General features: G+C 60.9%; 20 protein-coding genes. 10 read left to right on the top strand and 10 right to left on the bottom strand.

Annotated elements, in window-relative coordinates; all coding sequences use genetic code 11:
* Positions 1-224: 224 nt before the first annotated feature.
* Positions 225-1415 carry a winged helix-turn-helix domain-containing protein gene (locus tag FHX14_RS23190; RefSeq protein WP_184378916.1) on the bottom strand — a complete coding sequence of 397 codons (1191 nt, stop codon included), beginning with the start codon at positions 1413-1415 and terminating at the stop codon, positions 225-227.
* A gap of 311 nt (positions 1416-1726) precedes the next feature.
* Between FHX14_RS23190 and FHX14_RS23185 the strand changes: the two genes are divergently transcribed.
* The 3 genes from FHX14_RS23185 to FHX14_RS23175 are packed head-to-tail and all read left to right on the top strand — an operon-like array spanning position 1727 to position 3597.
* Positions 1727-2401: an ABC transporter ATP-binding protein gene (locus FHX14_RS23185; RefSeq protein WP_184378914.1), complete on the top strand. Its 675-nt coding sequence runs from the start codon at positions 1727-1729 to the stop codon at positions 2399-2401.
* On the top strand, positions 2401-3009 hold the full coding sequence (locus tag FHX14_RS23180; RefSeq protein ID WP_184378913.1) for an energy-coupling factor transporter transmembrane protein EcfT: 609 nt from the start codon (positions 2401-2403) through the stop codon (positions 3007-3009). The genes FHX14_RS23185 and FHX14_RS23180 overlap by 1 nt, the downstream gene beginning before the upstream one ends.
* A gap of 24 nt (positions 3010-3033) precedes the next feature.
* Positions 3034-3597, top strand: coding sequence for a biotin transporter BioY (locus tag FHX14_RS23175; protein WP_003588128.1), 564 nt, complete (start codon positions 3034-3036; stop codon positions 3595-3597).
* Positions 3598-3744: 147 nt separating this feature from the next.
* Here FHX14_RS23175 and FHX14_RS23170 read toward each other — a convergent pair whose 3' ends face one another.
* The 3 genes from FHX14_RS23170 to FHX14_RS23160 all read right to left on the bottom strand — a co-directional run bounded on the left by FHX14_RS23170 (position 3745) and on the right by FHX14_RS23160 (position 8189).
* Positions 3745-4650 carry an acyltransferase gene (locus FHX14_RS23170; RefSeq protein ID WP_246713433.1) on the bottom strand — a complete coding sequence of 302 codons (906 nt, stop codon included), beginning with the start codon at positions 4648-4650 and terminating at the stop codon, positions 3745-3747.
* An 827-nt stretch (positions 4651-5477) separates the two neighbouring features.
* Entirely contained in the window at positions 5478-7043 is a 1566-nt protein-coding gene (locus FHX14_RS23165) for a methionine--tRNA ligase (protein ID WP_184378911.1), read from the bottom strand.
* Between the two features lie 252 nt (positions 7044-7295).
* Positions 7296-8189, bottom strand: a complete 894-nt coding sequence (locus tag FHX14_RS23160; protein WP_184378909.1) for a LysR substrate-binding domain-containing protein — start codon at positions 8187-8189, stop codon at positions 7296-7298.
* 249 nt (positions 8190-8438) lie between these two features.
* On the opposite strand from FHX14_RS23160, the gene FHX14_RS23155 reads away from it, so the two are divergent.
* Positions 8439-8825, top strand: coding sequence for an ectoine synthase (locus FHX14_RS23155; RefSeq protein WP_003588146.1), 387 nt, complete (start codon positions 8439-8441; stop codon positions 8823-8825).
* 178 nt (positions 8826-9003) lie between these two features.
* Positions 9004-9630: a 2'-5' RNA ligase family protein gene (locus tag FHX14_RS23150; RefSeq protein WP_184378907.1), complete on the top strand. Its 627-nt coding sequence runs from the start codon at positions 9004-9006 to the stop codon at positions 9628-9630.
* Between the two features lie 163 nt (positions 9631-9793).
* Here FHX14_RS23150 and FHX14_RS23145 read toward each other — a convergent pair whose 3' ends face one another.
* Complete coding sequence (locus tag FHX14_RS23145) at positions 9794-11665, bottom strand: HAMP domain-containing methyl-accepting chemotaxis protein (protein WP_348649264.1); 1872 nt, start codon at positions 11663-11665, stop codon at positions 9794-9796.
* A 55-nt stretch (positions 11666-11720) separates the two neighbouring features.
* Here FHX14_RS23145 and FHX14_RS23140 point away from each other — a divergent pair, with 55 nt between their 5' ends.
* On the top strand, positions 11721-11912 hold the full coding sequence (locus tag FHX14_RS23140) for a hypothetical protein (protein ID WP_184378905.1): 192 nt from the start codon (positions 11721-11723) through the stop codon (positions 11910-11912).
* A gap of 246 nt (positions 11913-12158) precedes the next feature.
* The gene (locus FHX14_RS23135; protein WP_184378903.1) at positions 12159-13169 is read left to right on the top strand and encodes a PAS domain-containing protein; all 1011 of its coding nucleotides are present in this window, start codon (positions 12159-12161) and stop codon (positions 13167-13169) included.
* 94 nt (positions 13170-13263) lie between these two features.
* Here the strand turns inward: FHX14_RS23135 and FHX14_RS23130 are convergent, their stop codons facing one another.
* The 4 genes from FHX14_RS23130 to FHX14_RS23115 all read right to left on the bottom strand — a co-directional run bounded on the left by FHX14_RS23130 (position 13264) and on the right by FHX14_RS23115 (position 19023).
* Complete coding sequence (locus FHX14_RS23130) at positions 13264-14367, bottom strand: helix-turn-helix transcriptional regulator (RefSeq protein WP_184378901.1); 1104 nt, start codon at positions 14365-14367, stop codon at positions 13264-13266.
* A 278-nt stretch (positions 14368-14645) separates the two neighbouring features.
* Positions 14646-15995, bottom strand: coding sequence for an SLC13 family permease (locus tag FHX14_RS23125; RefSeq protein ID WP_184378899.1), 1350 nt, complete (start codon positions 15993-15995; stop codon positions 14646-14648).
* A 92-nt stretch (positions 15996-16087) separates the two neighbouring features.
* A complete protein-coding gene (locus FHX14_RS23120; protein ID WP_184378897.1) occupies positions 16088-17602 on the bottom strand; it encodes a malonyl-CoA synthase in 1515 nt (504 codons plus the stop codon).
* The gene (locus tag FHX14_RS23115; protein ID WP_184378895.1) at positions 17599-19023 is read right to left on the bottom strand and encodes a malonyl-CoA decarboxylase; all 1425 of its coding nucleotides are present in this window, start codon (positions 19021-19023) and stop codon (positions 17599-17601) included. Before FHX14_RS23115 ends, FHX14_RS23120 begins: the two co-directional genes overlap by 4 nt.
* A gap of 163 nt (positions 19024-19186) precedes the next feature.
* On the opposite strand from FHX14_RS23115, the gene FHX14_RS23110 reads away from it, so the two are divergent.
* The gene (locus FHX14_RS23110; protein WP_054181466.1) at positions 19187-19837 is read left to right on the top strand and encodes a GntR family transcriptional regulator; all 651 of its coding nucleotides are present in this window, start codon (positions 19187-19189) and stop codon (positions 19835-19837) included.
* 6 nt (positions 19838-19843) lie between these two features.
* Here FHX14_RS23110 and FHX14_RS23105 read toward each other — a convergent pair whose 3' ends face one another.
* Positions 19844-20245 (bottom strand): hypothetical protein, encoded by a 402-nt coding sequence (locus FHX14_RS23105; protein WP_003588154.1) that lies wholly within the window; start codon positions 20243-20245, stop codon positions 19844-19846.
* Between the two features lie 188 nt (positions 20246-20433).
* Between FHX14_RS23105 and FHX14_RS23100 the strand changes: the two genes are divergently transcribed.
* Both FHX14_RS23100 and FHX14_RS23095 read left to right on the top strand, forming a co-directional pair.
* A complete protein-coding gene (locus FHX14_RS23100) occupies positions 20434-21369 on the top strand; it encodes a histone deacetylase family protein (protein ID WP_184378893.1) in 936 nt (311 codons plus the stop codon).
* A gap of 2 nt (positions 21370-21371) precedes the next feature.
* Positions 21372-21623 (top strand): exodeoxyribonuclease VII small subunit, encoded by a 252-nt coding sequence (locus FHX14_RS23095; protein ID WP_003545921.1) that lies wholly within the window; start codon positions 21372-21374, stop codon positions 21621-21623.
* Positions 21624-21750 lie beyond the last annotated feature (127 nt).

Below are 21750 nucleotides of genomic sequence, written 5' to 3'. Positions count from 1 at the left end.
CCACTCTCCGTCATGCTCGGCCTTGAGCCGAGCATCCACGCCGGGTCCACCGGCAGTCGTGGCATGGATCCCAGGCTCAAGGCCTGGGATGACGGAGAGTGTGGTTGGCATTGTTGCCAAACTCACCGTCGGCGCGCAGAGAAGCACCGCAGCTGGCGTTTCATTCGGCCGGCACTTATCACGGCCTCCCTTGTGAGGGCGCAGTGACCGGCGAGGATAATTCGTTACCCCCTCCACCCCTCCATCAACACCACCTTCTCCACCCCTGCAAACCGCGCCACCCGGTCGAGTTCCGCCTCCAGCCGCTCCAGCCGCCCCGCCGACGGCTTCACGCCCGGCTCCAGCCAGAGCCGCTTGACATCGAGCGTCGATTTCTTCCGATCCGCCTTCATGTCGATGCGGCCGATCAGCCTGTCGCCTTCGAGCAGCGGGAAGACGTAATAGCCATATTCGCGCTTCGGCTCGGGTACGAAGACTTCGATGCGGTAGAAGAAGCCGAACAGGCGTTCGGTGCGGTTACGGTCGCGGATCATCGGGTCGAAGGGGCTGAGCACGCGGATGCGCGGCGGTGCGCCGGGGTAGCTGTCGAGCGTCGAGAGGAAATCGGCAAAGGCCCAGGAGGGGCGCGGCTTGGCCCCGAGCGCCGGTTCGATCAGCACCTCGATCAGCTCGTCACGATGGGCGGCGACCCAGGTTTTGGCCTCGTCAGGCGAGACGAGGCTCCAGAAGGCCGATATCTCGCCATGGGTGGCAAAGCCGAGGCGGCTGAGCGCGCTGCGGCAGGCCCAGTCGATAAATTCCTCGCGGCTCACCTCCGGCTCGCGGAATTCGGCCGGGATGACGCGCTCGGTGAGATCATAGATCTTCTGGAAGTTCGAACGGCCGGCGATGGCGAACTTGCCGGTGTGCCAGAAATATTCGAGCGCCGTCTTGTTCGGATGCCAGTTCCACCAGCCGCCGGAAACGTGGCCGTCCGCCTTGATGTCACGCGCCAGGATCGCGCCGTCGCGCTCGACGCGCTGATAGGTCTCCTCGAAGGCCGCCTCGAAGCCCTCGCCGCGCCATTTGCGCCAGCGCTCGACGATCACCTTCTCCTGATGGCGGAACTTGTGCTTCCAATAGACGAAGAAGGCGCTCGGCAAAATCGAGGCGTCGTGCGTCCAGTGCTCGAACAGCGCGCCGTCCTTTTCGAGCAGCGCCGTCAGGTGCTCGCGCCGATAGGTCTGGTTGCGGGAAAACAGGATCTGATGGTGCGCCCGCTCGACCGTCTGGATGCTGTCCACCTGGACGAAACCCAGCTCACCGATCAGCTGCAGCAGGCCCTCCTTGGTCAAGGCGCGGTTCGGCGGGGCGCTAAGCCCCTGCTTGGCGAGGAAGACCCGGCGGGCGTCGGAATTGGAGAGCAGATTCGTCATGGATGCATCATAACGCGGAAAATCTTCCTAGCCACCCGATATCGCTATCGGATGTCGACAGCGAGGTTTGCTCTTTGTAGAAGCACTGCGATCAGGTCGGCGCCAGTGGCTGCCCCTCACCCTAACCCTCTCCCCGCTCGCGGGGAGAGGAGACGTGCCATGCGAGACGTTGGCGAGGGATGGAGAGGTCGCGGCATATCCCCTTCTCCCCGCCTGCGGGGAGAAGGTGGCGGCAGCCGGATGAGGGGCTGGTCTTCGCAGATCTGCCCATTGAAGGCGCTTTCCAGCGTCGCCGGATGCGAGGGATTGGTTTGGACATAGAATTCGAAGGTGCCGGGGTCAGTTTCGGGGCGCGGGTGGCGCTACAGCCGCTGACGCTTAGCATCAGCGGCAAACGCATCGGCGTCATCGGGCTGAACGGCTCGGGCAAGACCACTTTCGCGCGGCTGATCAACGGGCTGACCAAGCCGACGGTCGGGCGGGTCACCGTCAACGGCCGCGACACGGCCGACGAGAGGACGGCGGCAGCCGATGTCGGCTTCATCTTTCAGTCGCCACAGAACCAGATCATCATGCCGATCGTCCGGGACGACATCGCCTTCGGGCTGAAGCGGCGCGGCTTCACCAAGGCGGAGATCGAGGCGAAGGTCGAGGGCGTGCTGGCCCGTTTCGGCGCCGAGGCGCTGGCCGGCCGCCGGGCGCACGAGCTTTCCGGCGGCGAGCTGCAGGTGGCAGCCCTCTGCTCGGTGCTGGCGACGGGGCCTGGCATTCTCATCCTCGACGAACCCACCAACCAGCTCGATCTCAAGAACCGGGCGCTGGTCGAAGGAATCATCGCCGGGCTTGCCGAAAGCGCCATCGTCATCACCCATGATCTGGAGCTGATCGCCGGCTTCGAGCGGGTGCTGCTGTTTCACGAAGGGCGGCTTGCCGCGGATGCGACGGCGACTGAGGCGATCGCCCGCTACAGGGAGATCGCCCTCTGATGCAGTCGCTCTATGTCGAAGGCAACAGCATAATGCATCGGCTTTCGCCGCGGGTGAAACTGCTGTCGCTTGCGATCTTCAGCATCGTGCTGTTCATCACCGGCAATCTCGTGCTGCTGTCTCTCGCGGTGCTGGCGGCGGCGATCCTCTACAGCATGGTCGGCCTGCCGATGGGAGCCGCGCTGCGGCGGCTGCGGCCGATCTTCCTGACGATCGCGGTCGTCGCGCTCTTCAACCTGCTCTTCAATCCCTGGCAGCAGGCGCTCGTGCCGCCGCTGCGGCTGACGGCGCTGATGCTGCTTGCCGCCGCCGTGACCGCGACGACGTCGATCACCGCCTTCATCGACGAAGTGACGGCACTTGCCCGCCCGCTGGAGCGCGCCGGCCGGGTGCGGGCCGACGATATCGGCCTGGCGTTGGGGCTGGTCCTGCGTTTCGTGCCTGAAATCGTTGACCGTTACCAGGCGATCCGCGAGGCACACAGGGCGCGTGGGCTGAAGGTCCGGCCGGCGAGCCTGCTTGCGCCGCTGATCATCCTGACGCTCAAGGATGCGGATAATATCGCCGCGGCGATTGACGCGCGCGGCATTCGGCGGCATGGAAGTTAACCAATTTTAACCACGGAATTCATGATGAGCACCCGCGACCTCGTTCTCACCGCCCTCTTTGCCGCAATCATCGTGGCGCTCGGCCTGCTGCCGCCGATCCCGCTCGGCTTCATTCCGGTGCCGATCACCGCGCAATCGCTCGGCGTCATGATGGCCGGCGTCGTGCTCGGCGCCCGGCGCGGCGCCGTTGCCGTGCTGATCGTGCTCCTGCTCGTCGCCATCGGCTTGCCGGTGCTTTCCGGCGGCCGCGGCGGGCTTGCGATCTTCGCCTCGCCGACCGCCGGCTTCCTCATCGGCTGGATCTTTGCCGCCTTCGTCACCGGTTATCTCAGCGAGCGCCTGATCAACGACCGGCAGTCCGGCCTGGTGCAGACGGTGAGCTTCTTCCTCACCGCCATGGTCGGCGGCATCGTCGTGCTCTACGCTTTCGGCATCACCTATCTCGCGACGGTCGCCGGTCTCGGCTTCCCGAAAGCCTTCGTCGGCTCGATGGCTTTCGTTCCCGGCGATGTGATCAAGGCCTTCGTCGCCGCCCTCCTCGGCCGCGCCGTCATGGTCGGCTATCCCCTGCTGCCGGCGCGCGCCTAAAGCATAAACGCTCTGTTACGAATGCACCAACGGCCGCCTTCAGGCTCGAAGGCGGCCACTGCGCTTTAATGGCTGCGTTGAACATCGATTGCGTCGTCGGCCAGATCCAGCGATCGGTGACGCGGCGCCATGAGAGGGCTCGAGCAGCTAAACCCGAGACTCCTTTGCCTGAAAACCAGGAGCCCATTGACCAAGCCTCTCGAAAACCATGCGCAAAACGCCTCGGATGGGAGGCTCTCCCCATTTGCACACCGCGAGCGACATGAGACAGACGATCGCAATGGCCAAACCGAGTGCCGGCAGCGGTGTCATTCCCAGATCGGTCAACCAATCGAGAAGCTGAATGCCTATCGCAAAATGCAGAAGATAGAGCGGATAGGTCATTGAACCGAGGGTCTTGGCCGCTTGGAGAAAGGCTTTCGGCAGGTGACTGATCTGCCGGCTATAAGCGACGCTCGCGGCGATAAATATCAGCCCCGCCACCCAGAGGAAGATTGCCGGAAACGGCGAGAAGGAGTGACCAGCTGCGGCAAGCGTTCGCTCGCTGGTGCTGCCGGCTGCCATGTAAATCTGAGTGGCACCCGCTGCCAGCGCGAAGACGAAACCCGCCCACGAAACCCTGCTCATGCGGGTTTGAGACAAAAGCCAGATGTAGATGTAGATGCCGATGGCAAATTGGCAGCCGTAGTAAAAGGGAACGGCCCGCCAGGCGGTATCGGTGAATATCGCCAGCACCTCTGAATCGGGAAAGGCGTTCAACAGAGCGATGAAACCGGTGCTTGCCAACGACAGGCCGAGCGCCAGCGCTGGCATCCTCGTCCTTTGACCGGCCGCACACAGGATGAAGACAAGGGCATAGAAACAGATCTCGCAGGCCAACGTCCAATATTGACCGTCTATCCATGGGCCCCCGGGGTACAGCGTGATCGACCGAAGATAGTTCTTGATAATCCGCCTGTTAACATCCTGCGTTGCGATGAAGAGGAGTGTCAGTGACCCACATATCCATACCGCCGGATATAGCCGCAGAATTCGCCCCTTCAGAAACGACATCGCGGTAGCCGAAGCGGCAGAGTTGATGTGACGAGCCCTGATATGACGAAGAACAGTTCGACGCCAACCCAACCAGGTTGGGCAATATTCTCAATCACGGGCATTTTGTAGCGTCTGAGATATAAGGGCGAAGCCCAGGAAGCAAATCCAAGATGAAACATCGTTACCATTAACGCACACACAAATCGCAATGCGTCGATACCGTAAATATACGGACTGCCAGCTTCGGATTTTACCATAATGATCCCCCCAGAATCTCGTCAAGTACTACCTTGACTTGGATATTGAGGCAAGACACTCGCAGTCAGTGTGGCAATCATTGATTGTATGGCAGGTCAATTCGCTCACTGCCCGTCAGAGAGCCGCAACTTCTCCCATGCCGCACCGGCATGGCCTGGAATCCGGGCAACAAAAAACCGCCTTGAGGCGGTCGGGCATTCTATCGATTTCAGTTTGATTTAGTCTCCTCCACCTCCGTCGCCGCCGTCACAGCCACCGTCGTCCGAGGCGTCGAACCAGCCTCCACCGCCATCGCCGGAGCTTGCTGAACTGCGCTTGCCACTCGCAACTATCAGGGCAAAAACCAGGATGAAGCATGCGAAGGGCATGGCATCCGAGAAAAATGTGTCCAATCAGTATCCTTTCGTTTGCATCGAGAAATCTTGTTTCCCCATTGAAATAATAGATTTTTTTCTCGATCCGGACAATTGTTCCAGTATGAAACTTTTATGACATCCGGGATCGCGTCAAAACGCCCTCTCTTGCCATCGCCCTCCCAACTCTGCGCTGCTGTCGCTGCAGCGCAGAGTATCCGGCCCCGGCGTGATTCAAGCTGCCGCTCTTTGTGGGAAGAGCACGGCTTGCGGGGCAGCCTTGGCCCCAGCCACGATCAGGGGATCCCGATAGAGCCGAGGAGACGATATTCCCAGCCTGGAGTGCAGCGTTGCGGCCGAGGCCGGCAAGAACGGGAGGAGGCAGCGGGCAACGGTCGCAAGGCCGTAGATCTGCTCGGCCAGGCAAGCGCCAAGACGTTCGGCGGTCACCTTGCGATCCTCCGGAGCGGGATCGCCAAGCAGCGCTTTCGCATCCGCCCATGGTGCACCTTTCGTAAACCGCCGGTTCGCCTCACCGACAAACTCGAAAATATCAGCAAGGCCGACATGAAGCTCGTAGGCATCGAAGGCCGCCGCCACCTTGCCCGGAAGGCGGTGAGCTTGCTGCACGAACTCGCTCTCCGGCACCGGCGGTACGATGCCGCCGAACGACTGATATAGAAGAGCAAGCACTCGGTTGGCGAGATTGCCGAGCTGGCCTGCGAGCTCTCCCGACCATGCGGCTTCGAGACGCTCGCCCGAGAAGTCGCCATCGTCTCCCGAGCGTATATGCCGGAGCAGGTAATATCTCAGCGCGTCCGGCGTTCCGTAGGCGTCGATGATGCCTTCCGGGTCGATGCCGTTGCCGGCCGACTTGCCGATCTTCCTGCCGTCCACCGTGACGTAGCCGTGCACGAGGAGCGACGATGGCGGCGGCAGGCCGGCGGACAGCAGGATGGCCGGCCAGTAAATGGCGTGGAACTTGGAGATGCCCTTGCCGACGACGTGGATGCGTTCTCCGCTGTTCCAATAGCGCTGCAGGAGCGCCTGATCGGATCCGTGCCCCAGGCCTGTGAGATAGTTCGCCAGGGCGTCGAACCAGACATAGACAACGTCACCCGCATCGGGACCACCCCCATCGGGAACCGGAACGCCCCAGCCTCTCGCCCGTTCGGCGCTGCGCGACACGCTGATGTCGGTCAGGCCACGCCGCAGCAGGGCAAGGATTTCGTTGCGCCGATGGGCTGGAACGATGCGAAGCGCACCGGTCTCGACGAGTTCGAGGAGCCTGCCGCCGTATCGGGAGAGACGGAAGAACCAGTTCTCCTCACGGACGGTCTCAAGAGCGATCCCATGTTCCGGGCAGCGCCCGTCATCGAGTTCCGATGGCTCGTAGAATTGCTCGCAGCCGACGCAGTAGAGGCCCTCATAGGCCTTGCGATAGAGGTCGCCGTTTTCGGCGCAGGCCCGCCATAAGGCGTGGACACAGGCGACATGCCTTGGATCGCGGGAGGTGCGGACGAATTCCTGGTTGGAGATATGGAGCCGGCCGCCCAGACGCTCGAACCTGTCGGCGTTGGCATTGACGAAGTCCCTCACCTGCAGTCCCCCGGCTTCCGCCGCTCTGACATTCTTCAAGCTGTTGTCATCGGTCCCGCACTGGAACCTGACGTCATGGCCGAGAAGCCTGAGATGACGGGCATAGGCATCGGCCTGCACGAGTTCGAGGGCAAAACCCACATGCGGCGCGGCATTCACATAAGGGATGGAGGTGGTGATATAGATGTCCGTCTTGTTCATCGGTGTTTCCTTTCGAAGGCTGTTATTGCCGGCGAGACGGATCGACCCATGAAAAAACCGCCTCGAGGGCGGTTGCTGGTGCATTATGGACGCACGAAACCCGCCACGCTATGAGCGCGGCATCATCATCACGAAAGTGCTGATCACGTTGTTGTCCATACCACTTTTCTAGCATCAAGGGTGGTTTCGAACAAGCGCGCTGTTTGGGCCGGCGCACTTTGCCCTCCAGTCGAGCGCCCGCCTTGGCCGAGCCTATTCAATGATCGGCGAGCCGGCGGATCGGCATTCCTTCGTGAACCACTCGGTAAAACGACGCACCGGCTTTTTCGCCCAGGCGCTGGTGATCAGGTAATATCCCTGGGTCTCCGCCGTCGAGATGTCCGACAGCACGACGAGGTCGCCGCGATCGATCTCGCGCCGAAACACTTCGACCGGGCATAATGCCACCCCATGCCCGGCGATCACCGCCGTGGCAAGAATGTTGAAGTCCTGAAATACCGTCCCGCGAACCGGCTCGGGCGCCTTTATATCAGTCTTCCGGAACCATTCTTTCCAGCCGTCGACGGACTCGTCGTGCAGCAGGTCGGCCGCTGCAAAGGGAACGCTGCCGACAGTCCAATTCCGCTTGGCCAGATAATGGACGCTGGCCACCGGCTGGTTACGGCGGGAGAAAAGCAGGCGGCTCTCCCGTCCCCCCGACAGGTCTTCTCCCATGGTAATCAGGACGTCCAGGCTTTCGTCATCGAAGCGCTCTTCCGCCTTTGCATAGACGATCCTGACTTCGAGATCGGGATCGCTCTCCCGGAAAGACGGCAGTGCCGGAACCAGCCAGCGCGACGCGATCGAAGGAATGCATCCGACGGTGATCGACCGCATATTGTGGTCTCTGCGCATGTTGCCGGTGGCGTGGGCGATGGCTGCCAGTGAGCCCGAGACAGCCAGATAATATTCATTGCCCGCCGGGGTCAGCGCCACGCCGCGCCCGGATTTTTGCAGCAGCTTGCGGCCGAGCCACGCCTCCAGATGTTTGAGCTGATGACTGATCGCCGCGTGCGTCACATGCAGTTCGTCTCCGGCCTTTGAGAGGCTCATCAGCCGAGCGGTCGCTTCGAAGGCTCTCAAGGCGTTCAGCGGCGGCAGTTGCATATGTTCGTATTCCTAACATGAGCGGCAAGGGTCATTCGCCAACGGAAATGTCAAAACCTAGTCAAAACTTGCTGATATCGGCTCAGCGGAATTCTCGCATCAAACTCACCGCGCGTCAAATTCGGACGCCGCATGTAACTTATTCTAACAGCTTTCTCAATTTTGATCATTTGAAGCAACCGTGGATTCCGGTGCCTATTGGGATCACGGAGATCAAAGACGTCTCCGTCATTTGCGAGAGGAAAGAACATGTTTGTGAGAAGTCTAAAGGAAGTCGAGCAGACCGAGCGCTTCGTCGATTGGGGCAATGGCACGAGCCATCGCCTGCTGACCAATGATGACGGGATGGGGTTCACGGTCTGCCACACGGTCGTTCGCGCCAACACGCAAGCCCTGCTGCAGTACCGCAACCACCTGGAAGCCTGCTACTGCATCCAGGGAGAAGGCGAGGTCGAGGATATGGACGGCAACGTCTTTCCCATCGGCGTCGGCGACATCTACGTCCTCGATAAACATGATCGCCACTATTTGCGGGGCGGCAAGGACAAGGACCTCATTCTCGTCAGCATCTTCAATCCACCTCTGAAAGGGACGGAACGTCACGATCTGAACAACAGAAGCGGTTCCGAATACTGAGGCCCAGCGACGCGGCGGGGTGCTGCAATCTTCCTGAGCGGCTCAAGATCTTCATCATCTGCCGATCTCCGGCAGGGCCTGCCGTCCTTGGCGAACAGTTTGGCGATGTGATAGCAAGGATCGGAATTGCACGCTCTCGGTGCGGCGTGCCCCCGTTGGCTGGAAGGGTCTGCTGCCAGTGATCCGCACGAAGATCGATATGCTGTGGTTCAAGCGGTGCTGTGCGTTTCACCTGCAGTTCCTTCCCGATCGTGAGGCGCTGTCAAAGCTCTGCCTCCTGCAAGACAGCATCGAGCGAGACAGCGCCGCGTCCCTCTCACGCGTCCCGGCCACAAGCCTGCACATGACGGTCGTCACCCTCGTCAAGGCCGCGGCCCAATTCGGCATTCCGAACGAGGAGGTCTGGAGGCAAAACGGGGAAAGATGGACGGAGATCGTCGAGAGACTGATCGACGAGACCCCACCCTTTGACGTTCATTTTCACGAGGTGGCGGCTTCGGAAGCGGCCATCTTCGTAAAAGCCGAGGAGCCGGCGGAATTGCAGAGACTTCGCTCGGCCATTTCGCAGGCCATCTGCTTCGAAGAGTGGCGTCCAACCCCGCCCAGCATAGCGCATATAACACTGTTCAGGTTTTTCGCCGAAGAGCCGGTGCCGGCGGTCAGTTTCGACGCAGGCTGTTTACCCATGGGAGTGCGGGCTGGGTCCCTCACCTTGCTGGAAGAGCACGTTTATCCAAACGTCGAGATCAATATTCTCAGCGAACCGGTCCTCCGCGGCAAAAGCGCAGAATCCTGTAATCGCTAGCCTACCGGCTCCAGCCGGCTGATGCCAACAAGCCTATTGAGCGGCAACACCAGGGCGAGCCGGCCCAGCACGGCTGCATGGCACCCATATGTTCAAACAGGGGCCTGCGGCGGCAGGCTCCGCCGCAGGTTGGGGTTCTGCCGGTTTGAAACCATTTGCTACATTAGCGAAGGGCTGCCCGTCTGGGGGCTCTCGCCGACTCCTCGCCTGGTCTGCGTGCCCAGACTGCGTCCGGCTCGCGGACCTGGGTGCGACGATTGAGTTTAAAGCGGCCGACCAATTCGGTGAGCATTTGGGAATCTGCTGCGAGCGAGTGGCCGATCGCCGTGCTTTCTTCGACCATCGCCGCATTCTGCTGCGTCATCTGATCGATCGAATTCACGGCGCCGCTGATTTCCTGCAGGCCGATCGACTGTTCGCGTGAGGCAGTGGTGATCGCATCGACTTTGGCGTCGATTTCGGTGACGTAGCCGGCGATTTTTGAAAGCGCCCTGCCCGTTTCGTCGACGAGATGAACGCCCGAGGCGACTTCGTCGGTCGAGTTGCGGATCAGCGCAGTGATCTCCTTGGCTGCACTTGCCGAGCGCTGGGCAAGCTCGCGCACTTCCTGCGCCACCACTGCAAAGCCCTTGCCTGCATCTCCGGCTCGCGCCGCCTCGACGCCGGCATTGAGCGCCAACAGATTGGTCTGGAAGGCGATCTGGTCGATGACATTGATGATCTGGCTGATCTGGCCTGAGGCGTCCGCGATTCGTTTCATTGCCTGGACTGCTTCGCCGACCACTTGGCTGGAGGCGGTGGCACAGTCTTTGGCTTCCCGAACGAGGTCGCGGGTTTCGGCCGTGCGTTCGGCCGAAGAACGCACCGTTGACGATACCTCTTCGAGCGAAGCCGAAGTCTGCTCAAGCGCTGCGGCCTGCTGTTCCGTGCGACGTGCGAGATTGTCTGCGGCATCGCGCATCTCTTGCGCCGAGGCCGAGAGATGTCCGGTCTTGGCCAGGACCTGTTCGAGCGTGCCCTGGAAGGTGGCAATCGAATTGTTGAAGTCGTGCCGCAACGGTTCGAAATCGACGGCAAAGGGTTCATCGATCGTGGTGCGGATATTGCAGTCCGCCAGTCGGCCGAGGCCCGCGCCGAGTGTCTGGACGACCTGTTCCAGCAATTCTGCCTGCTGCGCCTGCAGGCGGCTGCGCTCGGCTGCTTCGCGTTGCGCGACGGTGCGGCTGTCATCCATTTCCTGCTGCAAGCGCTGACGCTCCATACCGGAATGGCGGAAGACTTCCACCGCGCCGGCGATGACGCCGATTTCGTCCGTTCGCGAGAGGAAGGGCACAGATTTCGTGTAGTCGCCGCCTGCAAGCTCCTGCATATTGTCGGCGATCGCGAAAAGCGGCCTGATGGCGCGGCTGCGCACGAACCACAAGCCAACCAAAAAGAGTGCAACCGAAATTGCGCTGCCCGACAGGGCAAGCGTCCTCGCCCGAACGCCGGCGGCCTCAGCGGCGGTCTCTGACTTTGCCAACCAGACATTGCTAAGCTGCGCCAGAACATTGACCTGCGCTTCATGCGCATGAAACGCGTCCTTCAGCTGATCAAGCGCTGCGTGAACGGCGTGCTCGTCCTTTTGGGAGACGGCAGAGGCATAGCTGCGCTCGACCTCGTCCCAGAAGACGTCCGCCGAGCTGTAGACACCCGACAGCCTGGCGCGGACTTCCGCGGGAAGGTCAGCCTTTGCCCAGAATGCCTTGCGATCCAGGTATCCCTTGTGAAGCTCGACAATGCGGCCGAGATTAAGATGCAACAGCTCGGTATGCACCGCACCTTCCGTCGCCAGCATATAAGCTTCGACAACGAAAATTGGCGGCGGCAGGATATCGGCAACCAGATCCTTGCCCTCGACGAGGCCGTTATAGACCGGACCCCTGACCCTTAACTCCTCGAAGGCCTTCGTCTGCAGACCGACAGCCAGGATCAAGCCTGCCGTCACGATGATTCCAAACAGCATGATGAGGCGGGAGACAGACAGATTTGGCACGGCGGCGACCTTTGTTTTGTTGGGGAAAAGTTACACAGGAGTGGAAAGCTTGGTCGTGGAACCTGCCAAGTTTCTGGACTTGCTTTGCCCCAGGAACCTGTCGGCAGGATCGACGAAGAAAGAAGGGGACGAACAGTTTGCCTGCGGCGCAGATATTGCAGGCAGTACGAGCATTGCGATTTCGACGGCCACCACGATCATTCACCGGCAATATATTGGAATTCACGATCCGATCCCGAATTCCTGAACTTCCACGTTGAAGTATAGATTAGCGCTATCGAGTAACTCGTCAGTAAGAACGAAGCACCTATGTAACAGATTTCTAATGAACAATAATCGCTCAAAGCTTGGGTTTTGAGCGCTGATTGTTCATGCAGCTCCGAATATCTGCTCACTTGGCGAAATCCTGCTCAATTTGACATATGTCGTATTCGCTGCCTTCCGGAGGTCGTAAGGAAGGCTCTCGGCTCGCCAGAATAGGATGCGCGCGACAATGCCACTCCGGAATGCAAAAACGCCTGAAAAGCGAGCACAACTTATCGAAGTATTCCTTGGAGCGGGAACCTGGACCTATGACCTGATCTCGCGGGAACTGACGTGGTCGGACGGACTCTATCGTCTCGTCGGACTCGATCCAAAAGCCGTTGCGGCGAGTTTCGACCTTTATGAATCCCTGCTGCATCCCGACGACCGGCTGGCGCACGAAGAGATTGTAGAGTTGGCGCATGCGAACCAACTCTCCTCGCGCCGCTTCCGCGTCATCCGGCCCGATGGGCACCTTATTTGGCTCGAAAGCAGATTTGACCGCCAATATGACCGCAGTGGCCGGCTGGCCATCCTCCACGGTGTCGTCCAGGACGTAACCAATGACCAGAAGGCGCAAATTGCACACAATCGCGCCGCCGCGGCCAATGCGTCGTTGCGTAAGCTTGTGGGGGGCGAGTTCTGGCGCGCGGACGGTCAGGGTAAGCTGCTCGACTATACCAACTGGATGCGCTTCACCGGGCAGACGGCGGAGCAGCTCAGGGACTACGACAGGCTTGCAGCGGTTCATCCGGACGATCGGCAACACTTCCGCACCACCTGGCAGGGGGCGATTGAGGGCAAGTGTAGACTGGATCTCTCCGTTCGCGTCCGCCGGCATGACGGCGTCTTTCAACGTTTCGAAAGTACGGCGGTTCCCCTGCTCGATAACGATGGCGAGATCGTCGAATGGCACGGCGTCTCGAAGCTGGTGGAGGATACTCCCGCGAAACCCAATCTGCAGAATGCGGTCAGCGAAGTTCACATCAGGGCCGCGCGCGCGATGCTCGATTGGACGGCTCAGGAACTGGCCGAGCGATCGGGTATTTCCTTTTCCACAATACGACGTATGGAGGTCGACGCTCAGTCAGTCAAAGCTGAAAACGTCCAGCGGGTGCGCGAAACGCTGGAGAACCACGGCATCACGTTCCTGTCTGAACCAGAGCATGCTGTAGCAGTAACATTTGCAGCCAAGAGGTAAGCTGTTTCGGCATCGCGATCATGCGGCTTAACCGCTCTCAGAAGCACGAAATGCGATGAAGGTTAGTCCAACAGTTCCAGCCGCCCGATGCCAATCAGCGCATCAGCAGCGACACCAGGCCGGCCTGCGAGTTGACCCCGAGCTTGGAATAGATGTTCCGCAGATGGGTTCTGACGGTCTCGTAGCTGATCTCGTCGGCTACAGCCACTTCCCTGGCGGAATGGCCCGATGCGATGCTCGATGCGATCCGGACTTCCGTTGCGGTCAGCTTGTAGAGCTGCATCAGCAAATCGCGCCGCTCACCGAGGGGGCTCGCCATCATCGGCTCGGCAATGAGAGCCACGGTCGGCCCCTCCAGGAATTCCGTGAACGCATCCGACTGAAGCCGAACGAGCGTGAGGCGGTAGCTATCCTGGTTCCTGCCCTTGACGATTGCCGTGTGCGGTTTTGTCTGCATGCCGTTTCGGGAGGTCAGGAATTCAAGAACGGCGGCCGACTTCTGGCATTGCAGTCCGAGCTTGCCATCTGCGGTGATCCGCACAGGCAGGCCGGCTTCCATCAGGGCCTCCGCGCTCTTATTCCAGCGACGGACTTTCCCTTTTTCCGAAACGTAAATCAGACCGACCCCGATGCTGTCGAACAGGGTTTGGCTTTCGTGTTCGTGCGGCGCAAACAGATCCCGCTTGCGAATGAAATCGAACGCCCTCTTCAGATGCGGCGCGAGGATCGTGTACCGTTCGGCCGCTTCCCTGTTGAGATCGGGGTCGGCCGAAGATGTCGAGGTCGACAGGATGAAGGTGCGGTTTTCCTCGCGAATGATCGAAACACCCACACTCGTTTCGCATCCGGCCTGCCGCTTCAGCCAGTCATTGTAAAATTCCGATTTGATCAGCTCTTCGCGCGGAAAGATCTCGTCGCCGCACAGGCCCTGGCCGACGGGCACGAGACCCAATCTCGGGATCCAAGGATTGACGGCGGCGAAGTGGCTGCTGAACTGGTCGACCTCGGCCTGCGAGAAGCCCGACATGAAGGGAACATGGGCAACGGACGAGGTCAGATCGTGGTAATGCAGCGCGGCCTTGCCGCCCGGCGACGTTTGCGCAACGCTATCGAGGAAATCCTGCCAGCTGCACTCGCCGAAGAGACTTCCATAAATCAAATCCGTCAAATGAGATGAAACGTCAGTCGATTGAACCATGATCGATTTTCAACTTCAGCGAATGAAAGCATCTTCGAATAATCAATAGCGTTGAATTCGGAAATGCAACGGAATTCGCACGTGAATATCCGATCGCTGCCGGCTGCGCCCAATACTACAACCGGAGCATGCTTCATCTGAGAGCGGCGTTACATTTGGCGACTGGCGCCTTCCAGCCGGGAAATGCGTGGAACTTGGAATGCCCGCGCGCGACGTGGACATCTCGACGCCACGGGTGATGCCCCGCGGCGTCAAACAATGGGTGCGGGTGCCCGTCGTCAAACCAGGCCCGACACGACGAACACCAGCCAGGCGACGATCGGCCCGATGATGGCAATCAGCGCGCTGTAGATCAGCAATTGCCTGAGCACCTGCTCCCGGCTGTCATCCGGGGCATTGGCGACCACGAGCGCGCCATTGGTGGAGAACGGGCTGGTATCGACGATCGTCGTCGAGATCGCGATGGCGGCGACCACGCCGATGGCGCTGACGTGGCCCTGCATGAGGAACGGCACGGCAAGCGGGATGATCGCGCCGAGCAGGGCAGTCGAGGATGCAAAGGCCGAGACGATGGCACCGGTAAAGCAAAGCAGCAGCGCCACCAGCAGCGGCATGCCGAGGCTGGATATGCCGTTCGCCACGTAATCGACCGTACCGGCCTTCTCCATGACGCCGACATAGGTGATGATGCCCGCAATCAGCAGCACGGTCGACCAGCTGACCTTGTCGATAGCCGCCTTCTGGGTTTTCGGGGACAGCAGCGCGAGGGCGACGGCGACGGTCATGGCGACGAGGCCGACATTGAACTTGAAAACCAGGGCGCCGATGCCGAGCGCCGTCAGGCCGATCAGGGTGGTAATTCTCTCATTGTTCAGGCGCAGCGTCGCAGCGGTATCGGCCGCCGTGCCATAGGCATGGTCCCGGATGGGTTTTGCCGGCGTGCCGCCGTGACCTCTGATCGACGCCGACACGCCCTCGGGATGCAGTTCCGGCAAGGGGCCAAAGGACGATGCGGGAACCTGCCGCATGACCTTTGCGCCGCCGAAAACGAAGAAGACCAGCACCGCGATGGCCAGGTTGAAGAAAAAGCTGGAGAGAAACAGGGAGGTCGGAGCGAAAGGCAGGCCGGCCTTCGCGACGATCTGGTTGGTGATGCCGCCATAGATGCTGATCGGCGAAAAACCGCCCGCTTGCGCGCCGTGGATCACCATCAGGCCCATCATGACGGGGTGAATGCGGTACTGGATGGCAAAGCTCAGCGCTACCGGCGCAAGGATGGCGACGGCGGCAGGCCCAAGAGCGCCGAAACCGGTAATGACGGCGGCAACGAGGAACATCACCCAGGGGATCAAGCCTATGTGTCCACGCACCAGGCGGACGGCGCATTCGACGAGCCAATCGATGGTGCCGTTGATCTGCGCGATGGCGAAGAGGTAGGTGACGGCGACCAGCGTCAGGAACAGGTCACTCGGAAAGCCCGCAAAAATGTCGGTGGTTTTCATGCCGATGGTCATCGAGCCAAGCACGAAGGCGCCGGCAAAGGCGAGCGCGCCCATGTTGATCGGCTGGATCGTCGCAATGATGAACATGGCGACCAGCAGGCCTATGGCCAGAATTTCAATACCCATGATTCCCCTCCCTCCGACGCCTCCGGCGCCGTCGCTGCTGTTTGCGATATTGATGCGGATAACGACGCTCCTCCTCCCAGAGGGCGGTCGTCTTACGTCCCGGTGTAAAGCTCGGCGTATTGCTGCCGCAGGATGTTCTTCTGAACCTTGCCCATCGTGTTGCGCGGCAGGTCCTCGGCGAAGATGATGCGTTTGGGCTGCTTATAGCGCGCGAGACGATCCTGGAGGGCGCTGACAATGGTCTTTTCATCCAGCCCGGCGCCGGGCTTGCAGACGACGACGGCCGTTACGCCTTCTCCAAAATCGGGATGCGGCACGCCGATCACGGCGCTCTCGACGACGCCCTCGATCTGGTCGATCTCGCTCTCGACCTCTTTCGGATAGATGTTGTATCCACCCGAGATCACCAGATCCTTGCCGCGGCCGACGATGTGCACATAACCGTCCCGGTCGATCTTGCCGAGGTCGCCGCTGATGAAGAAGCCGTCCGCGGTGAACTCGGCCGCGGTCTTTTCCGGCATGCGCCAATAACCCTTGAAGACGTTCGGTCCCTTGATCTCGATCATGCCGGTTTGTTCAGCCGGCAGCACCTGTCCCGTGGCGGGATCGGTGACGCGCACCGTCACATCAGGCAGCGGCAGGCCGACCGTGCCGGCGATGCGTTTGCCCTCATAAGGGTTGGAGGTGTTCATATTGGTTTCCGTCATGCCGTAGCGCTCGAGAATCGCGTGGCCGGTCCGCTCCTGGAACTGGCTATGTGTTTCTGCAAGCAGCGGCGCCGAGCCGGAAACGAACAGGCGGATGCTGGCTGCCGCCTCTTTGCCGAACCCCGGGCTTTGCAGGAGGCGGACATAGAAGGTCGGCACGCCCATCAGCATGGTTGCCTGGGGCATCAGGGAAACGACCTCGTCGGCGTCGAACTTCGACAGCAGGAACATCGAGGCGCCGGCGAGCAGCGTGACGTTGGTGGCGACGAACAGCCCATGCGTGTGGAAGATCGGCAAGGCGTGGATCAGCCGGTCGTCGGCGGTGACGCGCCAGTAGTCGCGCAAGGTCAGAGCATTCGAGAGCAGGTTCCCATGCGTGAGCATCGCCCCTTTGGACCGTCCTGTCGTTCCCGAGGTGTAGAGGATCGCGGCCAGATCATCGGCGGAGCGCGAAGCGTCGACAAAGTCGGCCGGCTCGTCGCGCGCCAGATCGAGCAACGAGCCGCTGCCGTCGGCGTCGAGCGTTTCGACGATCGCGCCGTACTGCTTGGCGATTTTCTCCACGCCCGCCCGCGCAGCCGAGGCAACCACCACCAGACGCGGCTCGGCGTCGCCGATAAAGTAATCAAGCTCGGCCAGCGTATAGGCGGTGTTGAGCGGCAGGTAGACCGCGCCGCTTCGCAGACAGGCGAGGTAAAGGATCAATGCCTCGGCGCTTTTCTCGACCTGCACCGCAACCCGGTCGCCGGGGCGAATGCCGAGCGTGTCCATCGCGCTGGCAATGCGGCCGGAAAGAGCAAAAGCGTCGCCATAGGTCCATGTCTGAGCGGCGCCGATCCGCATGAACGGTGTGTTGCCGGGCGCAGCCGCCCGCATGGCGTCGAAAAGATGGTTGCTCACTTTCGCCCTCCTCTAAGCGTTGAGTTCATGATCTGCGCGAAGGCTCGAGAGCCTTGCTGGCCGTTGCCGCCGCGACGGCCTTCGTCGTTCTGGTTGAGCAGGCTTTTGACGGCAGGCGAGGCGATCACTTCGCCGCGCTGCGCTAAGGCCTCGTGATTGGCCACGATGTCGTCGAGCTTATAGAGGTAGTTGACCATCAGGCCGTGGGCCTGCTGGACCGCCTTCGGCGACCGGTCGCCGAGAAAATTCACTCTTTCAAGCCGGGCGCCGTTGCCGAGATGGAAGCGGGCGACGGGATCGACCGGACGGCCCTCCTGCGTCCGTTCGGTCAGGAAGTAGCGCGCCGCAAGCGGCAGCAGCACGCGCTCCAATTCGGCGCTGCTCTTCTCCTTGCCCGGCCAGTTCGGGTCGTCCAGCAGGCTCAGCGTTTCCAGGGCCGCTTTGGACAAGGACCGGGCGCCGGCCGGATCGCGCGCCTTGGCAAGCCAGCGGGCAAAGCCCGGGACAGGCGACAGCGTGACGAAATTCTTCAGGCCCGGCAGGTCCCGGCGCAGGTCTTCCACGACCTGCTTGATCAGGAAATTGCCGAACGAGATTCCGCGCAGGCCATCCTGGCAGTTGGAGATCGAATAGAAGACAGCCGTCGTCGCCTCATCGGCATTGATCTGCTCTCTCCCCTCGTCGAGGACATCTGCGATCGCATTGGGCACGGATCGGGTGAGCGCCACCTCGACGAACACCAGCGGTTCTTCGGCCAATCGGGGATGGAAAAAGGCAAAGCATCGACGGTCGGCCGGCGCCAGCCGGCGGCGCAACTCCTCCCAGCTGGCGATCTCATGCACGGCCTCGTATTTGATGATCTTTTCGAGGATGTTTGCCGGCGTCGACCAGTCGATCGGCCGCAGCGTCAGAAAGCCACGATTGAACCAGGAGCCGAACAGATGCGTGAAATCGGCATCGAGCGCGTGATAGGCTTCGGACCGGTCCTTGGAAGCAAGCAGCTGCTGACGCATACGGACCAGCCTGGCGGTGCCGTTCGGCGCCTGATTCAAGCGGCGCAGGAGCTCCTGCCGCCGCGGCTCGGCGGCCTGATGGAGCGCGATGACGGCGCCAGAGCTTTTGTCAGTGCGGTAATTTTCCATCGCCTGGTCGAGCCGCACCGTGTCGGGCCCGAACGTTTCGTGAAGCATATGGAAGAATTGCTGCGCGCCCGCGCTTTCGAGCCCGCCCCAGCGATCGAGTATCTCGGCCGCAAGGGCCATGCCGGATGCTTCACCCCGGCTCGACAACAGCATCTCGCAGAGAGTCTGCAGATCGGCTTTGGCTGCGGCCTGGGTGTTGCGCGAGCCGGAAAACAGAAGCTGGCGTCCGTGATCGGTAATGCTTTGCAACATGTCGGTGAAGAAAGAAGCTTCAGGCATGCCATTCTCCCCTCTCCTGAAGGCCGGCCGCATTGTGCGCCGCCTTGGACCCTGCTTCCCATCAAAGGGCTTCGTCTGTAGTATGTAGATTGTCATTCTTCGTACACGAAGTCAACAATCTTGTATACAAGAATGGAATTTATGTATGAAGGATACGAGAGACATGTCCGAGAACGTCGGCCGATGGCTACGGGATGAGATTGAAAATGCAATACTTTCCTACGAGTTCGCGCCCGGCGAACGGCTGGATGAAACCGTGCTTGCCAATCGTTTCGGCGTGTCGCGAACGCCGGTGCGCGAAGCTTTGATGCAATTGGACGCGATCGGATTGATAGAAATCCGGCCGCGCCGGGGCGCTGTCGTGATCGATCCAGGGCCGCACCGCATTTACGAGATGTTCGAGGTGATGGCCGAGCTTGAGGGCCTTGCGGGAGCGCTCGCCGCACGCCGGTTGGACAAGACCTCCCGGGAAGCGATCACCGCCACCCACAGCCGCTGCGAGCAGTCCGCCGCCGCCGGCGACAGCGATGCCTATTATTACGACAATGAGGAATTCCATAAGGCCATCTACGCCGCAAGCCGAAGCGATTTCCTGCAGGAGCAATGCGTGCAATTGCATCGACGCCTGCGCCCCTATCGCCGTCTCCAGCTGCGGGTGCGCAATCGCCTGTCGACCTCCTTTTCGGAACATTGCGCCATCGTCGATGCGATCTTCGCCGGCGATGGAGATGAAGCCCGCCGCCTGCTGCGAACACATGTCGGCATTCAGGGAGAAAGGTTCAGCGATCTGGTGGCAAGCATGGCGGCCAGATAGAATGTCCTAATCCAAGAACCCATAAAGCCAGTCCCGCGTCTCCTCCGGCAGCGACACCGGCTGCTGATCCTCCTGGGCGCGGGCCTGCCAGATGATCTCAACCTCGGCGGCGCGTTCCTCCCCCGTATCGATCGAGACGATGAAGCCGATGGAGCGCACGCCGATCTTATCGACGGCGGCGGTAAAAAGGGCCGGCTCGTCGTAATGCAGCGGGCGGTGGAGAACGCAGGTAATCTTGCTGGCGATATAGACCGGTTCGTCCTCGACCTCGGGCCGCGCTAACCAGAAGCTCGCAATGACGGACTCGGCATAGGAAATATAGGAGGCCAGAAACATCTGGCCGGTCATATCGACATCGCGAAACGGCACATGTATTTCCGTTACACCCGGGCGTTTCGACTGACTCATCAACAACTCTGCCTACAAAATTCCCCGTTGACGACAGTAGCACGGGGTTTTTCGAAGTAAACCGCTGAGATGACAGGAATTTATAATGCCGGCGGCGGCGAGATGGGGCGCAGGCGCGCTTGTTGAAATCGTCGGGCGATGCCCCATCTGCTGTGGAACATGACATAAGCGACCGATAGAGTGTCTCCATGAGCACCCGTCTTTATGAGCATCCGATCTTCCTGGAACATGTCACGCCCGCCGGCCATCCGGAGAGATCGGACAGAATCCGCGCCATCAATGTCGCGCTCGAACATCCGAATTTCGAGCGGCTGGAGCGCCGGCAGGCGCCTGAGGCGAGCGAGGATGCGGTGCTGCTTGCGCATCCGGAGGAACATCTCAAAGCCGTGATGCGGGAAATTCCCGAGGAAGAGGACCGGATCAACCAGCTCGAAGCCGATACCTATGCCAGCCCCAAAAGCCTGCAGGCGGCGCTGACCGGCATCGGCGGAGCGATGGCGGCGGTGGACGACGTCTTTTCCGGTGACGCCGACAATGTCTTCGTCGCCGCCCGTCCGCCGGGCCACCATGCCGAGAAGATGACGGCGATGGGCTTCTGCTTCTTCAACAATGCGGCGATCGCCGCCCGCCATGCGCAGAAGCGGCATGGCGCCGAGCGCGTCGCCATCATCGACTGGGATGTGCACCACGGCAACGGCACCCAGGATATCTTCTGGGACGACCCCTCCGTGCTGTTCTGCTCGACGCATCAGATGCCGCTTTATCCCGGCAGCGGCGCCAAGGACGAGAAGGGCAAACACAACACCATCGTCAATGCGCCGCTTTCGCCGAATGTCGGCAGCGACCATTTCCGCGAGGCGTTCAAATCGCGCGTGCTGCCGGCCGTCGCCGATTTCCGACCGGATCTCATCATCATCTCCGCCGGCTTCGACGCCCATCACCGCGATCCCTTAGCGCAGATCAACCTGACGGGCGAGGATTTCGACTGGGCGACCGGCCGCGTGCTCGAACTGGCCGACCGGCACGCGAAGAACCGGGTCGTCAGCCTGCTCGAAGGCGGTTATGATCTCGAGGGGCTCGCCGAATCGGCGGGCATGCATATTCTGCGAATGATGAAGGGTTGAGAATGACTGACAGCGCCAAGCCGGAGGTATCCGGCCTTTCCTTCGAAAAGGCGGTCGCCGAACTCGAAAGCATCGTCGCCCGACTGGAACGCGGCGACGTGGCGCTGGATGAATCGATCGAGATCTACGAGCGCGGCGAAGCGCTGAAGAAACATTGCGAGACGCTGCTTTCGGCCGCCGAAAACCGCATCGAGAAGATCAGGCTCGACCGCGCGGGCAAGCCGCAGGGCGTCGAACCGCTCGACGGGGCCTGAGGCTTGATGCATGTCGCCCGGAAGTGTGCGGCGGTTCCAGGATAAAGACATGCATGAAAACAAGTCGCTAAAGCTGCCTTTTGGCGCTTGGCGATCGGCTGGCGGCCGATCTATGATCCCCTTCCGA

The sequence above is a fragment of the Rhizobium sp. BK619 genome (assembly GCF_014195245.1).
GTDB lineage: Bacteria > Pseudomonadota > Alphaproteobacteria > Rhizobiales > Rhizobiaceae > Rhizobium > Rhizobium acidisoli.
Note: the sequence above shows the minus strand (reverse complement) of the source record. Positions and strands in the feature narration are given on the sequence as shown.

Excerpts from the sequence above, each read along its gene's own strand:
- FHX14_RS23125 (WP_184378899.1), bottom strand. The coding sequence starts at position 15,995 with ATGGGTATTGAAATTCTGGCCATAGGCCTGCTGGTCGCCATGTTCATC.
- FHX14_RS23130 (WP_184378901.1), bottom strand. The coding sequence starts at position 14,367 with ATGGTTCAATCGACTGACGTTTCATCTCATTTGACGGATTTGATTTAT.
- FHX14_RS23100 (WP_184378893.1), top strand. The coding sequence starts at position 20,434 with ATGAGCACCCGTCTTTATGAGCATCCGATCTTCCTGGAACATGTCACG.
- FHX14_RS23095 (WP_003545921.1), top strand. The coding sequence starts at position 21,372 with ATGACTGACAGCGCCAAGCCGGAGGTATCCGGCCTTTCCTTCGAAAAG.
- FHX14_RS23170 (WP_246713433.1), bottom strand. The coding sequence starts at position 4,650 with ATGTCGTTTCTGAAGGGGCGAATTCTGCGGCTATATCCGGCGGTATGG.
- FHX14_RS23175 (WP_003588128.1), top strand. The coding sequence starts at position 3,034 with ATGAGCACCCGCGACCTCGTTCTCACCGCCCTCTTTGCCGCAATCATC.
- FHX14_RS23180 (WP_184378913.1), top strand. The coding sequence starts at position 2,401 with ATGCAGTCGCTCTATGTCGAAGGCAACAGCATAATGCATCGGCTTTCG.
- FHX14_RS23110 (WP_054181466.1), top strand. The coding sequence starts at position 19,187 with ATGTCCGAGAACGTCGGCCGATGGCTACGGGATGAGATTGAAAATGCA.
- FHX14_RS23190 (WP_184378916.1), bottom strand. The coding sequence starts at position 1,415 with ATGACGAATCTGCTCTCCAATTCCGACGCCCGCCGGGTCTTCCTCGCC.
- FHX14_RS23165 (WP_184378911.1), bottom strand. The coding sequence starts at position 7,043 with ATGAACAAGACGGACATCTATATCACCACCTCCATCCCTTATGTGAAT.
- FHX14_RS23115 (WP_184378895.1), bottom strand. The coding sequence starts at position 19,023 with ATGCCTGAAGCTTCTTTCTTCACCGACATGTTGCAAAGCATTACCGAT.
- FHX14_RS23155 (WP_003588146.1), top strand. The coding sequence starts at position 8,439 with ATGTTTGTGAGAAGTCTAAAGGAAGTCGAGCAGACCGAGCGCTTCGTC.
- FHX14_RS23160 (WP_184378909.1), bottom strand. The coding sequence starts at position 8,189 with ATGCAACTGCCGCCGCTGAACGCCTTGAGAGCCTTCGAAGCGACCGCT.
- FHX14_RS23105 (WP_003588154.1), bottom strand. The coding sequence starts at position 20,245 with ATGAGTCAGTCGAAACGCCCGGGTGTAACGGAAATACATGTGCCGTTT.
- FHX14_RS23135 (WP_184378903.1), top strand. The coding sequence starts at position 12,159 with ATGCCACTCCGGAATGCAAAAACGCCTGAAAAGCGAGCACAACTTATC.